This is a genomic window from Campylobacter sp. BCW_6877 (assembly GCF_001762445.1).
In the GTDB taxonomy this organism is placed as follows: Bacteria; Campylobacterota; Campylobacteria; order Campylobacterales; family Campylobacteraceae; genus Campylobacter_D; species Campylobacter_D jejuni.
Window position 1 is genome coordinate 1 of sequence record NZ_MJWW01000044.1, and the last position, 18,868, is coordinate 18,868.

Genomic DNA, 18,868 nt, shown 5'->3' on the forward strand with positions numbered 1-18,868 from the left:
CTAGCTGAGAGAACTCAAAAGTCTTTATCTGAAATAGAAGCTAATACTAATTTACTTGTTCAATCTATCAATGATATGGCAGAAAGTATTAAAGAACAAACTGCAGGTATTACTCAAATCAATGATAGCGTAGCACAAATTGATCAAACTACTAAAGATAATGTTGAAATTGCTAATGAATCAGCTATTATTTCTAGTACAGTAAGTGATATAGCTAATAATATCTTAGAAGATGTTAAGAAGAAGAGATTTTAATTAGTCATTTATACCTAGTGAAAAACTAGGTATAAATTTTTCCTTCGATTTAAATTTTCATCAAAATTTCTAAAAAGTTTCCAAATATTTTTATATTTCCATTGTTTTAAATTTTAATATGGAGTAAAAATAAATGGAAAGAATATTGTTTTTAAAAGGTTTAGATTTAGGTTCTATGGTGGCTTTTTTTAAGTTCAAATTTAAGTGCTGCTATGCTTAAGGATAAGGATTTTCTAGGTTTTAAAGTTATTGATGCAAGCACACAAGATAAAGTTATAGCACCACAAGGTTATGAAGCAAGGGTTTTAATTTCTTGAGATGATCCACTTTTTAGCAAAGTAAAACCTTATGATGAAAAAATCATCGATATAAATGTAGTTAAAATGCTCATTTGGTTTTTTAGAGATAACGATGATGGTATGAATTTTTTCCACTTTCAAAAAATAGAGCAATTTTAGCCGTTAATAATGAATATATAAATCCTGAAATTATATTTAATCATCCATAGCAAAAATTTAAGCAAAGAAGATGTTTTATATGATCAATCCAGTGTGGGTGTGAGTATCTTAGAAATCGAAAAAAAGATGATGATTGGACTGTTTTTAGACTCTAAGTATAACTGCAGAATCGATGTAAACACTAAAATGCAAGTAAATGAGCAGCTAAAAAAGAAGTTTTAAAAAATGAAAAATTTATTCATGGAACTTTTGCAAATTATGCAAATGGACAAATACCTTAGGGAACTTATATCACCTGTGAAGAAAATTTTGACGATTTTTTGAAGTTTAGATGAAAATTTAGAATTTAATGATGCCTTTAAGCGCTATGGATTTAACAAAACTAGTCTTTATGGATGGGAAAAATTTGATGAAAGATTCGATTGAGCTAAAAATATCGATGAAGCCAATCGTTTTGGTTGGATAGTGGAAATCAATCCTTTTGATGCAAAAAGCACACCTGTTAAAAGAACTTCTTTAGGGCGTTTTAAACATGAAAATGCAGAAATTATCGTAGAAAAAGATGGTTCTGTTATAGTTTATATGGGTGATGATGAGATGAATGAATTTATTTATAAATTTGTTAGCAAACATAAATACAAAAAAGGTGCTGATACAAGTAAAATTTTAGATGAAGGCACTTTGTATGTAGGACAGTTTAACGGCAATGTGGGAGATTTTAAAGGACAGAGAAAATGGATAGCCTTAGAATATGGCAAAAACGGCCTAGATGAAAAAAATGGTTTTAAGTCTCAAGCTCAAGTACTCATCAATACGCGTCTTGCCGCAAGCATTGTAGGTGCAACTCCCATGGATAGATGTGAATGGATAGCAAGCCATAGACAAAGTGGTTCTAAAGAGGTATTTGCAACACTAACGAACAACAAAAATCGCCAAAAACCTAATGCAGCAAATCCAAGAACTAAAAATGTTTATGGACAAATTTTAAAATGGATGCCAAGAAATTCTCATAAAGACGATGATTTTACTTGGGAAATTTTTGCTCTTGCTGGAAATCCTGATAACCAACAAGGCTTATATAAAGGCTCAAATAATATTACAAGTGAAAATAAATTTAATTCTCCTGATGGACTTAAATTTGATAGAGATGGAAGACTTTGGATACAAATAGATGGATCTTATTCTAATAAAGATGAATACGAAGGCATGGGAAATCAGACGCTTTTTAACAGGACCTATTGCTTGTGAATTAACAGGGATTGCTTTTAGTGAGGATTATACTACAATGTTTGTAGGCATACAACATCCAGGAGAAGGTTTAAAAGGTAGTACTTTTCCTTATGGAAAAACGCCAAGATCGAGTGTAATGATGATAAGAAAACTTGATGGTGGAGTGATAGGAAGCTAAATAAAAATAAAGTTGCTTTTAGCAACTTTATAAAATCTTAATGCAAGCTTTCTATATAAGCCATAGCACTTAATGCAGCTACAGCTCCATCACCTGCAGCACAAATCACTTGCTTAGGTGCATCTTTTCTAAGATCTCCTGCGGCAAAAAGTCCAGCAACACTAGTTTGCATTTTAAGATCAACACTTACTTGCCCACCTTCTTCCATATTGCATAAAAACTTACCATCGTCTTGTTTTAAAATTTCATTTCTTACATTAAGACCAACAAAAGTAAAAATTCCTGGAACATTTAAATCTCTAATACTACCATCTTTTAATTTTATTTTTACACCAGTAACACCCATTTTATTACCATATACTTCATCTACACTTGCACTAGTAATGAGTTCTATTTTTTCATTTTTCTTAACTTTTTCTACTGTAGATGGAGCTGCTCTAAACTCATCTCTGCGGTGGATAAGATAAACCTTAGAACAAATATTTGCTAGATACAAAGCTTCTTCTAAAGCCGTATCTCCACCACCTAAAACTGCAACTTCTTTATTTTTATAAAAAAATCCATCACAAGTTGCACAAGTGCTTACACCTTTTCCAAAAAATTCATCTTCGCCTTTAAAACCTGCTCTTTTTGGAGCTGAACCTGTACAAACTATCACAGCTTTAGTAAGTTCTGTTTTACCACCTTCTAATTTGATGGTAAAACTTCCATCACTATTTTTTAAAATTTGTTCTACTCCAACCATTTCATGTTTTAAACCAAAGCGCATACATTGTTCATTCCAAGGAGCCATAAAAGAAATTCCATCCATAACTTGGGCTACACCTGGATAATTTTCTATTTCAGAACTTGAGGTAATTTGTCCGCCAGGCATACCTTTTTCAAACATTACTACATTCTTAAGACCACCTCTAGTTGCATAAAGTCCGGCACTAAGTCCAGCAGGACCTCCACCTATGATTGCTACATCTAACATTTACATTTCCTTTATATTGAATTTTATTATTAATAATGATATAAAAATTATTCTTAATAGTAGTTAATAAAAATTATTATTTAGTATAAATTTGAAATTTTTAAGAAGAAGGCTAGTTATACTAGCCTTTAGTTTATAGTAAAGAGTTTAGTTTATCACTAATTGCTTGTTTAGATTGTGCACCAACGAGTTGATCTACAACTTCACCATTTTTAAAGAAAATAAGCGTAGGAATAGAGCGAACACCAAATTCAGCTGCTAAATCACCTTGTTCATCTGTGTTTACTTTGCAAATTTTAGCTTTACCATCAAAGTCATTTGCAAGTTCATCAATAACTGGAGCAAGCATTCTACAAGGTCCGCACCATGGAGCCCAAAAATCAACTAAAGCTACACCTTCTTTTGCTTGAGCAAAATTATCACTTGTTAATTCAATATATTTTCCCATAATTTTTCCTTTCTTTAATTTTTGTCTAATTGTATTTTATTTTTTTAAATATCAGCTTAAAAACTTATATTTTCGCAAAATTGTATCATATCATTTTTAATGCAAATCAGATCAATTTGAAAATCCGATGAAATTCCATTTTTAAGATGATAAAATTCTATAGTTTTTAAAATTTTTTCAAGTTTTTTTCTATCCAAACGCTCGGAAACTTCATAATTATTTTGAGTAAATTTAACCTCTATAAAATGTAAAATTTCATCTTTTTGGGCTATTATATCAATTTCCCCAAATTTAGAATGGAAATTTCTTTTTAAAATTTCAAAGCCTTGTTTTTTTAAAAATTTACAAGCCTTATCTTCACCTAAAATTCCATCTAAATAAGCTTTTACACCCATTATTCTATACGCATCATAAAAGGCTTGGTTTTTATAAAATCTTGTTTGCGTAAAATTTCAAGCAAATTTTGTATGCTTTTTTCATAAGTTAAATGCGTAGTAAAAAATAAAGTGCTGTAATTTTCATCATTTTTTTTAGGTTTTTGTAAAAAACTATCGATAGAAATATTATTTTCACTCATCAATTGTGTGATTTTAGATAAAACCCCTATTTTATCTTCAACTTTCACCCTTAAATAATATTTTGTATAAATTTCATCTTTGCTTAAAAGCTCGTATTCTAAAGTATTCACAAAACCAAGCATTGGTGCTTTTACCTGATCTCTTGCTATATCCATAAGATCTGAAATCACAGCACTTGCAGTGGCCTCTCCTCCTGCTCCTGCTCCATAATACAAACTTTCACCCAACAAATCTCCATTAATACTTATAGCATTCATCACTCCATCGACTTTTGCAAGCATTTTTTCTTTATCTATCATAGTAGGATGCACTCTTAATTCTACTTTATCTTCACGCACCTTGGCTATACCTAAAAGTTTTATGGTAAATTCAAACTCATTAGCAAAATACATGTCTTCAGGCGCAATTTCGCTAATACCCTCGATCAAAATATCTTCAGGTTTAGCTTTAAGATTATAAGCGATACTTGATAAAACAAGCAGTTTATGAGCTGCATCTTGTCCTTCTATGTCAAAAGTTGGATCAGCTTCTGCATAGCCTAAATTTTGAGCTATTTGTAAGGCTTGTTTAAAACTCATATTTTTTTGACTCATAGAACTTAAAATATAATTACTCGTACCATTTAAAATCCCTTTTATAGCCAAAATATTATTTGCACTTAAACCTTCTTTTAAAACCTTTATAATAGGAATTCCTCCAGCCACACTTGCTTCATAACCAAAGGCTAAATTTTTAGCCAAATTTTCAAGTTCATAACGATGATAAGCAAGCATAGCTTTATTTGCAGTAACAACGGCTTTTTTCTTTTTTAAAATTTCACTCACTATTTTAAAAGCTTCATCCACTCCACCCATTAACTCCACAAAAACATCTACATCAGCATTTAAAATTTCTTCAACGCTATGAGTAATTGGAATTAAAGCGTTTTTTTTAGGACTTCTAGCAAGAGCGATCACAGGAGTTATGCTTTGCCCACATCTCGCACGAATAAGTTTATTGTTTTCTAAAAGAAATTTAACCACTGCACTTCCAACAGTGCCATAACCAAGAATTGCTACTTTCATAACTTACTCTTTTAAATATTTTTTGATATTGCGTGCAGCTTGGCGTATGCGATTTTCATTTTCAATTAAAGCAATTCTTACATACTCATCACCTGCTTCGCCAAAACCTACCCCAGGACTTACTGCAACACTAGCACGTTGTAAAAGTTGCTTTGAAAATTCTAAACTTTTTAAATGTCTTTTGCTTTCAGGGAGTTTTGCCCAAACAAACATACTTGCTCTTGGTTTTTGAAGTTTCCAGCCTGCATTTTCAAAAGCTTCAAGTAAAATGCGCATTCTTTTATCATAAGTTGCACGGATTTCATCCACACAAGTTTGATCTCCATCTAAAGCTATGGTAGCTGCTACTTGAATAGGTGTATACATACCATAATCAAACCAAGATTTTATTTTTTTAAGCGCGCTGACTAAGCGTTTATTTCCTATTACAAAACCTACACGCCAGCCTGCCATATTGTAAGATTTTGAAAGAGTGTAAGTTTCTACCGCTACATCTTTTGCACCTTCAATTTCCAAAATAGAAGGAGTTTTATAGTCATCATAAGTTAAATCTGCATATGCAATATCTGAAATAATATAAAATCTTTCTTTTTTTGCCGTTGCTATCAATCTTTCATAAAAACTTTTCTCACAAGTTACTGTTGTTGGATTATGCGGGAAATTAACAACGACATATTTTGGACGCGGGATGCTTTCATTTAAAGTTTTATGTAAATTTTCAAAAAATTGATTTTCATCAAGCTCAAATTTTTCATTATAAGCTAAAGGCATTTTTGCTACATTGCCTCCTGCTATAATAAAAGCTTGAGTATGTATAGGATAAGCAGGAGTTGGCACAATAGCAACATCTCCAGGATTTATAATCGCTCTTGCAAGATTTACAAAACCCTCTTTTGAACCCATGGTAGCTACAACTTCATTTTCAGGATCTAGATTGACATTATATTTTCTTTTATACCAATTACAAATTGCTAAGCGAAGTTTATAAATCCCCATGGATGTAGAATATCCCGAGGTTTTATCTTTGTTAGCGCTTTCACAAAGTTTATCTATAATGTGTTGTGGAGTTTTACCATCGGGATTTCCCATTGAAAAGTCGATGATATCCTCTCCAGCACGTCTTGCTGCCATTTTTATCGCATTTACTTCTGCGAAAACATAATTTGGAAGTCTTTCTATGGTATTAAAACGGATTTCATCAAACATTTCTTAATCCTTTATTTTTTAAGTGTGATTTTTAAACCCCTGCGTATATTATCTAAACTATACATATCGCTTACAATAGCATATATAGCACCATTTGGAATAAGTTCTGAAAAATGATTATTTTTATTTTCGCTTTTTACTGCTTTAATTAGATTTAGATTTTTATCTAAAAAGAAGATTTTAGGAAACCAATTGTCTAAATCATTTGCATCAATAATCAAATTTGTAGCATTTTTTAAATCAAGCACATAGTCTTTAAGGGGTTTTTCTAATGATTTTGGAGTATTTAAATTAACATTTGTATTGGTTTTTAATACAGCATTGGAAAAATTTAAATCATATTCATAGTCATATGCCCCAATACGTTTAATATTATTTATATAGACAGAATTTTCTTTTAAGAGATTGTAAAGCGTTCCAGGATCTAAAACATATTGGGATTCTACTTGTATGGTATAGTCAATATTTCCTTCTCTTAAAATCAAATCTGTAGGGATAAAATATATATATCCAGCATCTGTTAAAACATCGGATAAAATTTTAAAAAACATAACTTCATCAGCTTTTGCTTTAAAATTTAGTCTTAGACTTTGAGGATTTGATAGTGTTAAGGCAATTAAAGAATTGGTTTTTAATATTTGAGATATTTTTGCAATATCACAATTTCCATTATTATCTATGTAAGAATTATTTGAAAATAATAATTCTAGTTGAGAATTTTTACTAGGATTGTTTATTAAATTTTTTGCCAAATCAAGACTTGAGATTGCAAAAGATATATTAACATAAAGAGTAAGAATAATAATTTTTTTTACCATTCTTTACCTTTATTTAATTTTGCAAATTCAGCAGCTGAAATACTTGTAATTTTTCCATCTTTAATCAAGAAACGTTTTGAAATTCCTGCAGGAAATTTTTGTTCTTTATTTTCTTGATCAAACATTGTTAAAGCTGCAGCTCCTGTTAAAATTAACTGATCTTTATCTAAAGAAATATTAAAATCTTTTTCTTTAACAAAGCTTGTTTTTTTAAGGCTTTTTAAATCTATCAAACCTATCCAAATCTTGGTAGAGGTTTTAAAATGTGCTTCTTTTAAAGAATCAGTTTTTGGTGTATTTATGTCTTCTTGGATTTGGGTATTTTTTTCTTCATCGAGTAAGGTTGTGTTATTTTCACTGATATTATTTTCTATGCTTATGTTTTTATCATTTTCTTGTAACGAGATGTTTTGGCTTGGTAAAACGCTCTCTGTTTGATTTGTTTCTTGTGCTTTATTGTTGTCTATAACAACAACATTATTTCCACCTAAAGATTTTAAATTTTCTTGTGCTTGTCCTATGATATCTATAACTGTTGTGCTAGTATTATTTTGTTCATCTTTGAAAAAAGTTTTAAGTGTATCAAAATAATAAATTCCACTTCCTATAATCACTAAAACAATAAGAACAATCAAAAAAGGCCAAGCATTAGAGGATTTTTGACTATAAGCATCTAGTTTTGGGGTTATCATTTTTGATTTTGTTTGTGGAGTAGGATTGTTTTCGTTAAGATAAGCTTCATACTCTTCATTAAAATCACTAAAGTCGAGTTCGTATTCTCTGCTTAAAATTTTAACAAAACCTTTAACATTAAAACGACTTAAAACAGCAAAATTCTTTTCTGCTAAAGCTTCAAGAAAATCAAGTTCAATTTGCGTTTTTGCTGCAACTTCTTTTAAATTTAATTCTTGTATTTTTTTCCAATTAAGCATTTAACATCCTATCACAAAGTATTGCAAAAGCAGCGCTGACATTAAGACTATCAAAATTATTTTTCATCGCAATGCCCACACATTCATCGCATTTTTTTACAATTTTAGAGCTTAAACCAAAACCCTCACTACCCAAAACTAAAACTTTTTTACCATTGCTTATTTTTACACTGTGAATTTCTTTTCCCGAGCCATCGCTCGCATAAAAATAAAAACCCACTTGTTTTAGTTCATTTATTACACTTAAAGCATCGTTGCTTATCACAATAGGTAAATCAAGAGCCGCTCCGCTGCTTGTGCGAATTACTCCTTCCATGGCTAATTTTTCACCAATAAAAATTAAAGCCCCAACCCCTAAAGCATAAGCTGTACGCGTGATAGCCCCTATATTTCCTACATCGCTAATTCCATAAAGCATAACAATAAAATCATTTTTTTTGATCTCATTTAAATTCGCAAAAGAACTTTCTTTAATATCTAGCAAAAAACCTTGATGATTTCCACCTTTCGCATAAGCTTGAGCAGTTTTAAAATCAAGTTTTTTGATTTTAAAACCTGATTTTGCGATTTTGGAAAAAGTAGTTTTATCACATTCTTTTGCTAAATAAAGCTCATTGATATAGTCTTTATGATATTCTAAAATATAAAAAAATATTTGCTTCCCATAAACTATCATATTAAAATTTTACCTAATCTTGACTTAAAAGCAGTTTTTGATAAATTTCTTTTGCATTTTTTCCATTGATCTTTGATAATAATTTTGCTTTTGCTTTTAAAGACAGCTCTAAATCCATAATATCTTTTTCACAAAGAGTATTTTGCAAAAAATTTTGCTCTTTTGATTGCAGTACTACAACCCATTCACCGTTTAAATTAGACTTTTTTAAAATTTCAAAAAGCTCTTTAGCATTGCCTTTAAATTTATTTTCAAATTTTTTACTGATTTCTTTAATCAAAAAAATTTCTCTTTGGCTGTCTAGAATCATAATTTGTTCTATCAAAGATAAAATACGCTTGGGGGATTCGTAAATAATACTTGGATAAGGAAAGTTTAAAATTTTTTCTATATCTTTTTGTCTTTCTTTGCCTTTATTGGCTAAAAAACCGATAAAGATAAATTCTTTTTGACAAAATGCCGAGCTTACAAGAGCAACTAAGGCTGCATTTGCACCTGGTAAAATTTCATAGGCGATATTATTTTCTTGTGCAAATTCTACCAAAGCCTTGCCAGGGTCACTAATCCCTGGCATTCCTGCATCGCTTAAATAAGCTACATTTTTTTCAAATATTTTTAAATCAATACTTGCTAAAACCTCTTTTTCATTATGGGGGTGTAAGGCTATAAATTTAGAAATATGTATATCAGTGTGAAATTTTGCATTTAATAATGAAACCAAAGACTTACTTACTCTCGTATCTTCGCAAAATACAAGATTGCAAGTCTTTAAAAGTTCTAAGGCTCTAAAAGAAATATCGCTTAAATTTCCTATGGGAGTAGGAATAAAATAAAGCATAATTATTGCATTGCGTATTTTTTCTTAAATTTCTCTACACGACCTGCAGCATCTACAATTTTTTCACTACCTGTAAAAAAAGGATGGCAGTTTGAACAAATATCTACTTTTAATTCTGCTTTGTTTGACTTTGTTGTAAAAGTATTTCCACAAGCACAACTTACTTTGCATTCTACATATTCTGGGTGAATTTCTTTTTTCATTAGTTTTCCTTAAAAATTAAAACAATAAGCCGTGATTATAAATTATTTAACATAAAAAAGAGATTAATTTAAGAAAAGTTAAAGCAAAATTTTTGAAGCTATAGCTATAATAGCTGTTTGACTTTTTAGAATATTAGAGCTTTTAAGAGAGATTTTCCGGTTAAACAATAATCTCTCATCATTGTTAAATCCACCTTCAGGACCTATAAAATACAATTCTTTTTCATCGAAATGACTTTGTTGTTCTCCTTGAAAATCAACCATAATTGCATTTGGAAATTTTTGAACAAATTCTTGAGTGCTTTGATGGATAATTAAATCCATTTTAGTATTTCTACCGCATTGTTCACAAGAAGAAATAATGATTTTTTCAAATCTTTCTAAATCGATTTTAAAATTTCTTTGTGAAAAATTTGTAAAAACCAAATGTAACTTTTTTACTCCAAGTTCATTTAAGAAAGGTAGAGTTTTTTCTAAAATTTTAATATCTATAATGGCTAAGGCTAAGTTTAATTCACTTTGTTTTATATTTTGTGATTTTTTGTTTAAAAATTTTAAAGTGCAAGAATTTCTTGTTAAATTTGTGATTGTATAGTTGTAAAGAAAATTATCTTGTAAATTTCTAAGATTTAGCTCCGAATTTTCCTTTACTCTTCTTACTTTTAAATGGTTAAAGTTTTCACCTTGAAGTTGTATAAACTCTTCTCCAGCTTGCTTGTTATACAAAAATTGCATTTTATAGATATCTTTCTATTAAAAAAGGCAAAAACAATAAAAAAATTTCAAAAGGTAAAATCAAACAACTAATCCATCTAAAAGTGGCATATTTTCTAAATCTTCTTGCTTTTTTGAAACAAACAAAGTGAAAAATTGCTAAGGCAAAAATTAAGATCCAAGAAAAAATCATTACCCAGATATTGACATTCATTTGAAATTGTTTCATTGCTGATAACAAACAACCTGTAAAAATAATCAAAGCTAAAAATAAATAATAAATTGGTAAAAATAATCGTATTCTGCGAATAAAAATGAATTCGGTTTTAAAATTTCCTTGTGTTAGTATAAGATAAAAAAGCATTAAAAAACCGCTCGCATAAAGACTATAAAGATGTAAAGCTAAAAAGAATTCGTAACTTTGATCCATTATTTTCCTTTGTTTATAAAATCAGCTAAATTTTGAATTTGTTCATCGCTTAAAAAACTATGGTTTTTATCTTTTATCGTTTTTATTTTTTGTATAAAAATTTTATTGCCCAAGGTTTTAATGGCTGTGCTGTTTTTGGGTTTTAATTCCCCTTTTTCTCCATGACAAGTGGCGCATTTTTGTTTATATAAAGAGTTGATAATAGTAGGATTGGCTTCATGTTCATCATCTGAACTTTGTGCTTCATCATCTACAGGTAAAGGCAGGTTGGAGTCACTTAATTCTGTTTTTTCATCGTTTTGTTCTATTTGAACTACTTCTTGATCTGTATTTTGAGTCTTGGAAATATTTTTTTCATCATTAGAACAGGCAGATAAAACTAATAAAAAAAAACTTAAGGCAATTAAAATTTTAGCTTTTTGCATTAAATCTCCTTTGGATTTATAAAAATTTCTTCATTTTTTAATTTGTTATAAAAATCTATATCATTCCATTCTGCTTTAATGCCATTGGAAAATTCTATGTCTTGAAGTGAAATTTTTGGCATTAGCTCACTATAGGCATCTTCTCTAAAACCTTGTGCATAGCCTGTTCTTGTTTCATGAACAATGATGCTTTGTAAAGTCACTCCTTGTTCCCCATTTACCATTTTTGTTTGTTTTAATAAAGCATCTATAAGTATGAAAAATACACGACAAAAATTTTCAGCACTTACATTAACAGGCAGGCAAATCCAACGACTTGAATATTTTTTCATTTCTTCTAAATATTTTGCGTCATCATATTTAAAAAGAGTGATAGCATGATCAAAACTATCAATAATTTGGCGTATATAGGTTTTTAAAAGTCCAAAATCATAGACCATTCCAGCATTATCTAAATATTTGCTTTCAAGTAAAACTTCAACTTTGTAAGAATGTCCATGAATGCTACTTTTGCAACGTTTAGAAGAACAAAATCTAACAATGTGTGCGTTTTCAAATTCAAATAATTTTCTTATAATCATACACCCTCTTTATTGTTCCAAAGACGAATATGAATTCTATCAGAGTAATTATAACCATTCTTAATACAAAATTCAGCAATTTTTTGAGCATTTTTTTTAAGATTTTGCTCATTTTCACCCATAGGCATACAAAAAATTTGATTTGGAGCTTCTTTTAGAATTTCATTGATTTCTAAAAATGAATTATCAAGGGTATTGGCATCTAAAACAAATTTATAAAAACTATCTTTTGCGTAATTTTTAAATGCTTTTAAAGCTTTAAAATTTAATCGTTTATCTTTTTTTATCCCGCTATTTTGGAGTTTAACGCTTAAAGCAAAAATACATTCTTTGTAAAAAGGATATCTATCAAAATCAATTTCTATGCTTCCATTGCTTTCAAAGTGTATTTCGAATTTATTTTTTAATAACATTTGGATAAATTCTATAAATTCAGGATTTTCATAATGGATTAATGGCTCTCCACCTGTGATAACAACTATAGGATTAAAGCCTTGTTTTAATTTTATCACTCTTTTTAAAAGTTCATTAGCATTTAAAGTTTCATAACTTTCTTTAAAATCTTTTGTGAAAACAGCTCTTATCGTGTCACATCCGATGAGAGTTTTATTGTTTTTTGATATTTTTACATTAAAACCTAAACAGTTGAAATTACAGCCAGCAAAACGCATAAAAATAGCTAATTTTCCATTATATTTACCTTCTCCTTGAATACTTAAGAAACTTTCAACAAGTTGCAAAATTAACCTCCAGTTTGATAAAAAGCACGAGATGAGGTTTTATTATCAACAACACTCCATTTATTTTTTTCTGGTTTATTTCTTAATACTTCTTGTAATATTTCTACAGCGGCTTTAATATCACCTTTTCGAACCGCTTCTTTTATACTTAATGCTTCATCAAAATAAAGGCAAGGTATTAACAAGCCTTCAGCACTTAAGCGTATGCGATTGCAAGAGTCGCAAAATTCATGGCTATGAGGATCTATAATTCCGAATTCATAATCATCTGCCTTGTAAATACTCACAGGTGCTTTTTCATCTTTTTTTATAAGTTGAATTTGATATTTTTGACTCAAAATTTGTATAATTTCATCTCTTTTTAATCCTTGTAATTTACCATAAGCATGAGTATTTTCCATAAATTCTATAAAGCGAATTTGAGCTTTTTTTGATTTTGCAAATTCCAAAAGAGATATCAGTTCATCATCGTTTAAATTTTTAAGAGCTACAGTATTAAGTTTTACTTTCAAATCTAGATTTAAAGCTTCATCAATTCCAGATAAAACACTATCTAATACATCTTTTTGCGCAAGAGTTTTTGCTTTTTTGTGATCTAGGGTATCAAGTGAAATATTAAGTCGTTTAAGTCCAGCATTTTTTAAGTCTTTAGCAAAGTCTTTTAGTAAAAATCCATTTGTAGTTATAGCAAGGTCAATATCGCTTTTATAATCGCTAATCATTTTTATAAAAATACTTAAATCTTTTCTTAATAAAGGTTCCCCACCTGTTATACGGATTTTTTCAATTCCTTCGTCTATAGCCGCTTTGATAAATAAAAAAAGTTCTTCGAAGCTTAATAAATTTTCTTTTGGCTGATAATCGAAAGGAATTTTTGGCATACAATAAAGGCAGCGAAAGTTACATCTTTGTGTAACCGAAATTCTAAGATAATTTATTTTTCTACCGAATTGATCTATAAGCATTTATTTTCCATTCTATTTTATTAATTTCTTAAATTTTAAGACAAGTTCTACATTTCCAGTGCCAATGCGTAAATCTTTAGCGATTTGTTCTATGCTTTTCCCTTCTTTGAAAAGATTTTCTATTTTTTGTTCTTCTGTATCGTAATTTGGTGTAAGTTTAGCCATGCTTTGTGCTTTTTGTTCCAAATTTAAAAGACGATTTTGTTGTTCATTTTGAAAATCTTCTATGATATGTTCCATAGTTTTTAGTGTTCTTAAAACAGGAGTGATTTTTGAACTGATTTGTTTATCAAGTTCAATCATAATTTCTTCTTTTAAAAGAGAGATTTTATAGTCTTCATCCTCTTCGCTATCATCTTTAACCCCTAATTCTTTACGAAAATAATGAAGTTCTTTGGTAATATCTTCTATCACATTTTGAAGTTTTGCTATTTTTGCATTATTTTCTCTTTCTTTGATATTCATATAGGCTAGCATTGCAATTAAAAGCACAATTATAAAAACTAAATAAAGTACATCATCACTCATTCTTGGCCTTTCTTATTTCTTATCATATTTCTTTGAATTTCAACAACAAAAGCATCAAAAGCCATTTTGTCTTCAGGCTTAATTTTGATAATTTTTGCCAATGTTTGACTTTGAGCTTTGATAAAAATAGCTATTTTTTGATTATTTAAATCAAATCTTAAATAATATTCTTTATCTTCTTCTAAAATAGTATCCAAAAAATTTAGATATTCAAAATTCAAAGATTCTACTACCCCTTTTTGCTTAAGCGGTATAAGTTCTTTATTTTTATCTAAAGAATTTTCAAGCCTTAAAATATCTTCTTTTAGACTTATAAGAAGATCAAAAATAATTTTTTCACCCTCGTCAAAATCAATACGTAAAGCAAGTTTTTTCCATTTTAAAATTTGAGAAATTGCTCCAAGTTTTAGGTATTCTCCAAGAAAACGGTTATTTTCTATTTTACAACATTCTAAATGAGCTTCAAATCCTGCTTTAAAAAGTGTTAATTCCATAATAAATCAATCCAAATAAAAATAAAAAAGATAATACTTAAATAACCATTGAGAGTAAAAAATGCTCTATCAATATGAGCAAAATTCTTGTGAACAATTTTATGTTCCAAGGCTAAAATAATACCGCTTATAATTACCCCAGTAAGTGCTATTTTTCCAAGTGCTACACCCCAAACTTCCCACACAAAAAGAAGCCAAAATAATACCGCTAAAATATGGCAAAAAGCTGATATAAATAAAGTAGCCTTTGAGCCAAATTTAGCAGGGATAGAGTGAAGTCCTATTTTTTTATCATACTCCATATCTTGTAAAGAATAAAGTAGATCAAACCCAGCTGTCCAAAAAGTTACACCTAAACATAAAATAACGCTATAAATGTGAATTTCACCCATAATTATAACGCTTCCTGCAATAGGCGCAAGTCCTAAACAAAATCCTAAAACTAAATGCGCTAAAGAACTAAAGCGTTTAAAAGCTGAATAAATAGCCAATACAAAAAGCACAGGAAAAGACAAATAAAAAGCCAAGGTATTAATAAAATAAGAACATAATATAAAAATAAGTGCATTAATAATAATAAAAATCCATACGCTTTTTCTACCTATTTTTCCACTGACATTAGGACGATTTGCACAACGAGGATTATCCTTATCTATATCTTCATCCATTAAACGATTTGTAGCCATGGCAAAATTTCTTGCACTTACCGCACAAATAATGCCTAAAATCAATGCCTTAAAACCAAACCAAGCAGTGTCATTTGCAAGTTTTGATGCTACAATCATAGAGGAAAATAAAAAAGGCAAAGCAAAAATAGAATGCTTAAATACTACAAGTTCTAAAATATCTTTAAATTTTATCCAGAATGTGTTCATTTTTCTACTTTAAAATATTTTTTGCTATGATTTTACTAAAATTTTTATAAATTTTAGGATAAATATTAAAATGTTTTTTGAAATAGCATTAATAGGAACAACCGCGAGTGGAAAAACATACATAGCTAATACTTTAGCAAGAGAATTTGATGCTGTTGTTTTAAGTCTTGATAGTCTTTGTGTTTATAAAGAAATTAATATAGCAAGTGCCAAGCCTTCACAAGATGATCTTGCGAGTATAAAATACTTTGGGGTAAATTTATTGAGTGTGAATGAACATTTTAATGTTGAGCTATTCATAAGAGAATATCAAAAAGCAAAAGAATTTGCTTTAGCTAGAAATTTACCTCTAATTATAGTAGGTGGAACTGGATTTTATTTAAAAACTATGATAGATGGTTTGAGTGAAAAAACCTTAGAGTCAAAGAGTTCTTTAAATAATGATGAAATTTATGCTCTTTTATTAAATATTGATCCAAACTATAAAATAGAAAAAAATGATACTTATAGATTAAAAAAATGGCTGGGTATTTATGAGCAAACAAGAGAAATTCCTAGTGAATTTTTAAAAAGAACACAAAAAACTGGGGTGCTTAAAGATATAGAAATTTATGAGCTTGAGTGGGATAAAGAAATTTTAAAAAAACGTATTCAAACTAGAACAAAAGAAATGCTTGATAATGGACTTTTAGATGAAGCAAAAATTCTTTTTTCTAAATTTGATCATAAGCTTAAAGCATTAAATTCTATAGGTTTGAAAGAGTGTAAAGAATATTTAGATGGAGAAATTTCCTTTAAAGAGCTTGAAAATTTAATCTCGATACATACTACGCAACTTGCCAAAAGACAAAGAACTTTTAATAAAAAATTTCAAAGTAAAGCCTTGGAATTTGATAAAGCTTTAGCTACTTTAAGAATGAAATTTTCAATCGAAAAATAAATGTTCTACTAGAATTTTTACTCCTAATATAATTAAAACCAATCCGCCTAAAAGTTCAGCTTTATTTTTAAGATAAATTCCAAATTTATTTCCTATTTTTAGAGCAATGATACATAAAATGAAGGTAATAATACCTATTAAAAATATGGCTAATAATAAATTTACATTTAAAAATGCAAAACTCACACCAACTGCTAGTGCATCGATACTCGTAGCAATTGCTAAAGCTAGCATGGTTTTAAAGCCAAATTGGTTGGCATTACTATCGCAATTTTCATTTTCCAATGACTCTTTGATCATTTTTAATCCTATTAAAGAAAGTAAAATAAAAGCTATCCAATGATCAATACTCGCAATAAAAGATGCAAAAGTTATACCTATAAAATAACCAATAGTTGGCATCAAGGCTTGAAATCCACCAAAATAAATTCCAACAATAAGATAATGTTTTAAATGTAGTTTTTTAACACTAAAACCTTTGCATAGTGATACAGCAAAAGCATCCATTCCTAAAGCACAGGATAAAAAAATAAGACTATAAAAATCCATAATAAATCCTAAAATTTTATAAAAAATTGAAGATGAAATTATAATCAAACAAAGATAAAAATCACATAATTTTGATATATTTAATTAAATTTTAAGAAATAAATATATATAATTCAATTTCATTTTTATTTTTTACTCCTTAAAAGTGGCCCATTCGTCTAGCGGTTAGGACATCGCCCTTTCACGGCGGTAACACGAGTTCGAGTCTCGTATGGGTCACCACTTTTTAATTTTTCTTTTAAAATAACTATTTTTTCATTTTTCTATTAAAATTTAATAAATATTAATAATTTATTTTGTAGAATACGGATAGCTTTTGATATAAGTCTATTATAGACTTATATCAAGGCTGGGCATTATTGAGCTGGTGTTTGCTCTTTTGTTTTTTTGTGAGTTTTAGCTTCATGTTTTTTATCAGCTTTAGCTTTTGAATGATGAGCTTTTGTATGTGTTTGATTCACATCGCTTGGAGTATTAGCTGCAAAAACATTAGCTGCGAGAGCACCTAGTAATGCTGAGATTAGTACAACTTTTTTCATATTTTCCTCCTTATGAATAATTTTTAGTTGCAAATTAATTGTAATTATTAAAAACCAACAAATAGATATTTTTTGTAAAAATATTTCAAAAAATATAATTTTTTATATACATTTAAATTATTATTAAAATATATTATAAATATATCTTATTTTATTTAGATTAAATAAATAGAAATTTTACCCACTAAGCTTTTAAGATATTTTTACTCTTTTTAATATTATTATGGTAATATTTTCAATATCAAACTAAAAATAAAGGAGAAATTATGTTTGAATTAAGAAAATTACCTTATGATACCAATGCTTTTGGTGATTTTTTGAGTGCTGAAACTTTTAGCTATCATCATGGAAAACATCACAATACTTATGTTACAAATCTAAATAATCTTATCAAAGATACTGAATTTGCAGGTAAAGATCTTGTAAGTATTATCAAAACTTCAAATGGGGGCGTATTTAATAACGCAGCTCAAGTTTATAATCATGATTTTTATTTTGATTGCATTAAGCCAAGTACAGGCTGTGGTTGTGGCGGTTCATGTCAAAGTATAGATGCTAATTTACAAGCGGCGCTAGAAAAAGAATTTGGATCTTTAGAAAATTTCAAAGCTGAATTCATCAAAGGTGCTACAGGAGTTTTTGGTTCAGGATGGTTTTGGTTAGTTTATAATACTAAAAATCAAAAGCTAGAATTTGTAGGCACTTCAAACGCAGCTACACCGATTACTGAAGATAAAGTTCCTTTACTTGTTGTAGATGTTTGGGAACATGCTTATTATGTAGATCATCGTAATGCACGCCCTGCTTATTTAGAGAAATTCTATGCTCATATCAATTGGGAATTTGTTGCAAAAGCTTATGAATGGGCTTTAAAAGAAGGTATGGGATCAGTTAGTTTTTATGCAAATGAACTTCACCCTGTAAAATAATTTTAATCCTTTTTGTGTTAGAATGAATTTTGGCTTAATGTCAAAATTCTATACGAAAAGGAGCAAAAATGGATAATTCTTTATCTGCATATACTCAAAAATATGACAAAGAAGGTTATGGACTTCAATATCCTGATGGTCATATTATAAGATTTTACGAGAGAATCTTAAAATACAAACTAAGCAAAACAAGTGGAAAATTACTTGATTTTGGTTGCGGAAATGGAGTGCATTCTAAGTATTTTAAAAATATAACTGGGGGGGGGTATAGAGCCTTATGGCATTGATATAGTTCCTAG

25 protein-coding genes, 1 tRNA gene and 1 pseudogene are annotated in these 18,868 nt (G+C 29.0%); 6 read left to right on the top strand and 21 right to left on the bottom strand.

The genetic code is table 11. The annotated features are described in order from the left end of the window. A partial coding sequence (locus tag AJ936_RS06220) for a methyl-accepting chemotaxis protein (protein WP_032600453.1) occupies window positions 1–255 on the top strand: 255 nt, incomplete at its 5' end. Between the two features lie 133 nt (window positions 256–388). Next, window positions 389–2,121, top strand: a pseudogene (locus tag AJ936_RS06225) (PhoX family protein). Window positions 2,122–2,158: 37 nt separating this feature from the next. Here AJ936_RS06225 and trxB read toward each other — a convergent pair. From trxB to mqnP, 19 genes are all read right to left on the bottom strand, one after another. Beyond that, a complete protein-coding gene (gene trxB, locus AJ936_RS06230; protein WP_044778702.1) occupies window positions 2,159–3,097 on the bottom strand; it encodes a thioredoxin-disulfide reductase in 939 nt (312 codons plus the stop codon). A gap of 133 nt (window positions 3,098–3,230) precedes the next feature. Then, window positions 3,231–3,545, bottom strand: a complete 315-nt coding sequence (gene trxA, locus AJ936_RS06235) for a thioredoxin (RefSeq protein WP_002778629.1) — start codon at window positions 3,543–3,545, stop codon at window positions 3,231–3,233. 56 nt (window positions 3,546–3,601) lie between these two features. Further along, window positions 3,602–3,940, bottom strand: a complete 339-nt coding sequence (locus tag AJ936_RS06240; RefSeq protein WP_002860970.1) for a YraN family protein — start codon at window positions 3,938–3,940, stop codon at window positions 3,602–3,604. Beyond that, a complete protein-coding gene (locus tag AJ936_RS06245; protein ID WP_044778705.1) occupies window positions 3,940–5,187 on the bottom strand; it encodes a homoserine dehydrogenase in 1,248 nt (415 codons plus the stop codon). The genes AJ936_RS06240 and AJ936_RS06245 overlap by 1 nt, the downstream gene beginning before the upstream one ends. Before the next feature lie 3 nt (window positions 5,188–5,190). Further along, a complete protein-coding gene (locus AJ936_RS06250; protein ID WP_044779791.1) occupies window positions 5,191–6,393 on the bottom strand; it encodes an LL-diaminopimelate aminotransferase in 1,203 nt (400 codons plus the stop codon). A gap of 11 nt (window positions 6,394–6,404) precedes the next feature. Next, window positions 6,405–7,211, bottom strand: a complete 807-nt coding sequence (locus AJ936_RS06255) for a hypothetical protein (protein WP_070274213.1) — start codon at window positions 7,209–7,211, stop codon at window positions 6,405–6,407. Then, window positions 7,205–8,143, bottom strand: coding sequence for a membrane protein (locus AJ936_RS06260; RefSeq protein ID WP_044778708.1), 939 nt, complete (start codon window positions 8,141–8,143; stop codon window positions 7,205–7,207). Before AJ936_RS06260 ends, AJ936_RS06255 begins: the two co-directional genes overlap by 7 nt. Next, entirely contained in the window at window positions 8,136–8,819 is a 684-nt protein-coding gene (gene rlmB / locus AJ936_RS06265; protein WP_070210175.1) for a 23S rRNA (guanosine(2251)-2'-O)-methyltransferase RlmB, read from the bottom strand. The genes AJ936_RS06260 and rlmB overlap by 8 nt, the downstream gene beginning before the upstream one ends. A 13-nt stretch (window positions 8,820–8,832) precedes the next feature. Then, complete coding sequence (gene rsmI / locus AJ936_RS06270) at window positions 8,833–9,657, bottom strand: 16S rRNA (cytidine(1402)-2'-O)-methyltransferase (RefSeq protein ID WP_070274214.1); 825 nt, start codon at window positions 9,655–9,657, stop codon at window positions 8,833–8,835. 2 nt (window positions 9,658–9,659) lie between these two features. Then, window positions 9,660–9,860, bottom strand: coding sequence for a 50S ribosomal protein L31 (gene rpmE / locus AJ936_RS06275; protein WP_002860977.1), 201 nt, complete (start codon window positions 9,858–9,860; stop codon window positions 9,660–9,662). A gap of 78 nt (window positions 9,861–9,938) precedes the next feature. Next, window positions 9,939–10,595 carry a 16S rRNA (uracil(1498)-N(3))-methyltransferase gene (locus AJ936_RS06280; RefSeq protein WP_002851903.1) on the bottom strand — a complete coding sequence of 219 codons (657 nt, stop codon included), beginning with the start codon at window positions 10,593–10,595 and terminating at the stop codon, window positions 9,939–9,941. Between the two features lies 1 nt (window position 10,596). Then, window positions 10,597–11,004, bottom strand: coding sequence for a membrane protein (locus tag AJ936_RS06285; protein WP_002851635.1), 408 nt, complete (start codon window positions 11,002–11,004; stop codon window positions 10,597–10,599). Then, on the bottom strand, window positions 11,004–11,429 hold the full coding sequence (locus tag AJ936_RS06290; RefSeq protein ID WP_002860979.1) for a cytochrome c: 426 nt from the start codon (window positions 11,427–11,429) through the stop codon (window positions 11,004–11,006). Before AJ936_RS06290 ends, AJ936_RS06285 begins: the two co-directional genes overlap by 1 nt. Continuing rightward, window positions 11,429–12,010: a 6-carboxytetrahydropterin synthase gene (locus AJ936_RS06295; RefSeq protein ID WP_002858675.1), complete on the bottom strand. Its 582-nt coding sequence runs from the start codon at window positions 12,008–12,010 to the stop codon at window positions 11,429–11,431. Before AJ936_RS06295 ends, AJ936_RS06290 begins: the two co-directional genes overlap by 1 nt. Continuing rightward, entirely contained in the window at window positions 12,007–12,750 is a 744-nt protein-coding gene (locus AJ936_RS06300; protein WP_044779786.1) for a 7-carboxy-7-deazaguanine synthase QueE, read from the bottom strand. The genes AJ936_RS06295 and AJ936_RS06300 overlap by 4 nt, the downstream gene beginning before the upstream one ends. Window positions 12,751–12,752: 2 nt before the next feature. Continuing rightward, window positions 12,753–13,715 (bottom strand): GTP 3',8-cyclase MoaA, encoded by a 963-nt coding sequence (gene moaA / locus AJ936_RS06305; RefSeq protein WP_002860981.1) that lies wholly within the window; start codon window positions 13,713–13,715, stop codon window positions 12,753–12,755. Between the two features lie 12 nt (window positions 13,716–13,727). Beyond that, window positions 13,728–14,243, bottom strand: a complete 516-nt coding sequence (locus tag AJ936_RS06310) for a DUF6115 domain-containing protein (RefSeq protein ID WP_044778712.1) — start codon at window positions 14,241–14,243, stop codon at window positions 13,728–13,730. Then, window positions 14,240–14,737, bottom strand: a complete 498-nt coding sequence (locus AJ936_RS06315) for a hypothetical protein (protein ID WP_070274215.1) — start codon at window positions 14,735–14,737, stop codon at window positions 14,240–14,242. The genes AJ936_RS06310 and AJ936_RS06315 overlap by 4 nt, the downstream gene beginning before the upstream one ends. Beyond that, window positions 14,728–15,612 carry a menaquinone biosynthesis prenyltransferase MqnP gene (gene mqnP, locus AJ936_RS06320; RefSeq protein WP_002860984.1) on the bottom strand — a complete coding sequence of 295 codons (885 nt, stop codon included), beginning with the start codon at window positions 15,610–15,612 and terminating at the stop codon, window positions 14,728–14,730. Before mqnP ends, AJ936_RS06315 begins: the two co-directional genes overlap by 10 nt. 70 nt (window positions 15,613–15,682) lie before the next feature. Between mqnP and miaA the strand changes: the two genes are divergently transcribed. Next, window positions 15,683–16,552, top strand: a complete 870-nt coding sequence (gene miaA, locus AJ936_RS06325; protein WP_070210600.1) for a tRNA (adenosine(37)-N6)-dimethylallyltransferase MiaA — start codon at window positions 15,683–15,685, stop codon at window positions 16,550–16,552. Here miaA and AJ936_RS06330 read toward each other — a convergent pair. After that, window positions 16,538–17,101 (bottom strand): manganese efflux pump MntP family protein, encoded by a 564-nt coding sequence (locus tag AJ936_RS06330; protein ID WP_070210601.1) that lies wholly within the window; start codon window positions 17,099–17,101, stop codon window positions 16,538–16,540. The genes miaA and AJ936_RS06330 overlap by 15 nt on opposite strands. Window positions 17,102–17,248: 147 nt before the next feature. Here AJ936_RS06330 and AJ936_RS06335 point away from each other — a divergent pair. Next, window positions 17,249–17,323, top strand: a tRNA-Glu gene (locus AJ936_RS06335). 134 nt (window positions 17,324–17,457) lie between these two features. On the opposite strand, the gene AJ936_RS06340 is transcribed toward AJ936_RS06335, so the two are convergent. Beyond that, on the bottom strand, window positions 17,458–17,640 hold the full coding sequence (locus AJ936_RS06340; protein WP_070239765.1) for a hypothetical protein: 183 nt from the start codon (window positions 17,638–17,640) through the stop codon (window positions 17,458–17,460). 266 nt (window positions 17,641–17,906) lie between these two features. On the opposite strand from AJ936_RS06340, the gene sodB reads away from it, so the two are divergent. Both sodB and AJ936_RS10595 read left to right on the top strand, forming a co-directional pair. Beyond that, the gene (gene sodB / locus AJ936_RS06345; protein ID WP_002851662.1) at window positions 17,907–18,569 is read left to right on the top strand and encodes a superoxide dismutase [Fe]; all 663 of its coding nucleotides are present in this window, start codon (window positions 17,907–17,909) and stop codon (window positions 18,567–18,569) included. A gap of 68 nt (window positions 18,570–18,637) precedes the next feature. Further along, complete coding sequence (locus tag AJ936_RS10595) at window positions 18,638–18,856, top strand: hypothetical protein (protein ID WP_070274216.1); 219 nt, start codon at window positions 18,638–18,640, stop codon at window positions 18,854–18,856. The last annotated feature ends 12 nt before the right edge of the window (window positions 18,857–18,868 follow it).

Bases quoted from the DNA above. Each gene is read 5' to 3' on its own strand.
- rsmI (WP_070274214.1), bottom strand. From the start codon at position 9,657: ATGCTTTATTTTATTCCTACTCCCATAGGAAATTTAAGCGATATTTCT.
- AJ936_RS06255 (WP_070274213.1), bottom strand. From the start codon at position 7,211: ATGGTAAAAAAAATTATTATTCTTACTCTTTATGTTAATATATCTTTT.
- AJ936_RS06250 (WP_044779791.1), bottom strand. From the start codon at position 6,393: ATGTTTGATGAAATCCGTTTTAATACCATAGAAAGACTTCCAAATTAT.
- rpmE (WP_002860977.1), bottom strand. From the start codon at position 9,860: ATGAAAAAAGAAATTCACCCAGAATATGTAGAATGCAAAGTAAGTTGT.
- AJ936_RS06340 (WP_070239765.1), bottom strand. From the start codon at position 17,640: ATGAAAAAAGTTGTACTAATCTCAGCATTACTAGGTGCTCTCGCAGCT.
- trxA (WP_002778629.1), bottom strand. From the start codon at position 3,545: ATGGGAAAATATATTGAATTAACAAGTGATAATTTTGCTCAAGCAAAA.
- sodB (WP_002851662.1), top strand. From the start codon at position 17,907: ATGTTTGAATTAAGAAAATTACCTTATGATACCAATGCTTTTGGTGAT.
- moaA (WP_002860981.1), bottom strand. From the start codon at position 13,715: ATGCTTATAGATCAATTCGGTAGAAAAATAAATTATCTTAGAATTTCG.
- AJ936_RS06285 (WP_002851635.1), bottom strand. From the start codon at position 11,004: ATGGATCAAAGTTACGAATTCTTTTTAGCTTTACATCTTTATAGTCTT.
- miaA (WP_070210600.1), top strand. From the start codon at position 15,683: ATGTTTTTTGAAATAGCATTAATAGGAACAACCGCGAGTGGAAAAACA.
- AJ936_RS06295 (WP_002858675.1), bottom strand. From the start codon at position 12,010: ATGATTATAAGAAAATTATTTGAATTTGAAAACGCACACATTGTTAGA.
- trxB (WP_044778702.1), bottom strand. From the start codon at position 3,097: ATGTTAGATGTAGCAATCATAGGTGGAGGTCCTGCTGGACTTAGTGCC.
- mqnP (WP_002860984.1), bottom strand. From the start codon at position 15,612: ATGAACACATTCTGGATAAAATTTAAAGATATTTTAGAACTTGTAGTA.
- AJ936_RS06290 (WP_002860979.1), bottom strand. From the start codon at position 11,429: ATGCAAAAAGCTAAAATTTTAATTGCCTTAAGTTTTTTTTTATTAGTT.
- AJ936_RS06240 (WP_002860970.1), bottom strand. From the start codon at position 3,940: ATGGGTGTAAAAGCTTATTTAGATGGAATTTTAGGTGAAGATAAGGCT.
- AJ936_RS06245 (WP_044778705.1), bottom strand. From the start codon at position 5,187: ATGAAAGTAGCAATTCTTGGTTATGGCACTGTTGGAAGTGCAGTGGTT.
- AJ936_RS06315 (WP_070274215.1), bottom strand. From the start codon at position 14,737: ATGGAATTAACACTTTTTAAAGCAGGATTTGAAGCTCATTTAGAATGT.
- AJ936_RS06280 (WP_002851903.1), bottom strand. From the start codon at position 10,595: ATGCAATTTTTGTATAACAAGCAAGCTGGAGAAGAGTTTATACAACTT.
- AJ936_RS06260 (WP_044778708.1), bottom strand. From the start codon at position 8,143: ATGCTTAATTGGAAAAAAATACAAGAATTAAATTTAAAAGAAGTTGCA.
- AJ936_RS10595 (WP_070274216.1), top strand. From the start codon at position 18,638: ATGGATAATTCTTTATCTGCATATACTCAAAAATATGACAAAGAAGGT.
- AJ936_RS06310 (WP_044778712.1), bottom strand. From the start codon at position 14,243: ATGAGTGATGATGTACTTTATTTAGTTTTTATAATTGTGCTTTTAATT.
- AJ936_RS06330 (WP_070210601.1), bottom strand. From the start codon at position 17,101: ATGGATTTTTATAGTCTTATTTTTTTATCCTGTGCTTTAGGAATGGAT.
- rlmB (WP_070210175.1), bottom strand. From the start codon at position 8,819: ATGATAGTTTATGGGAAGCAAATATTTTTTTATATTTTAGAATATCAT.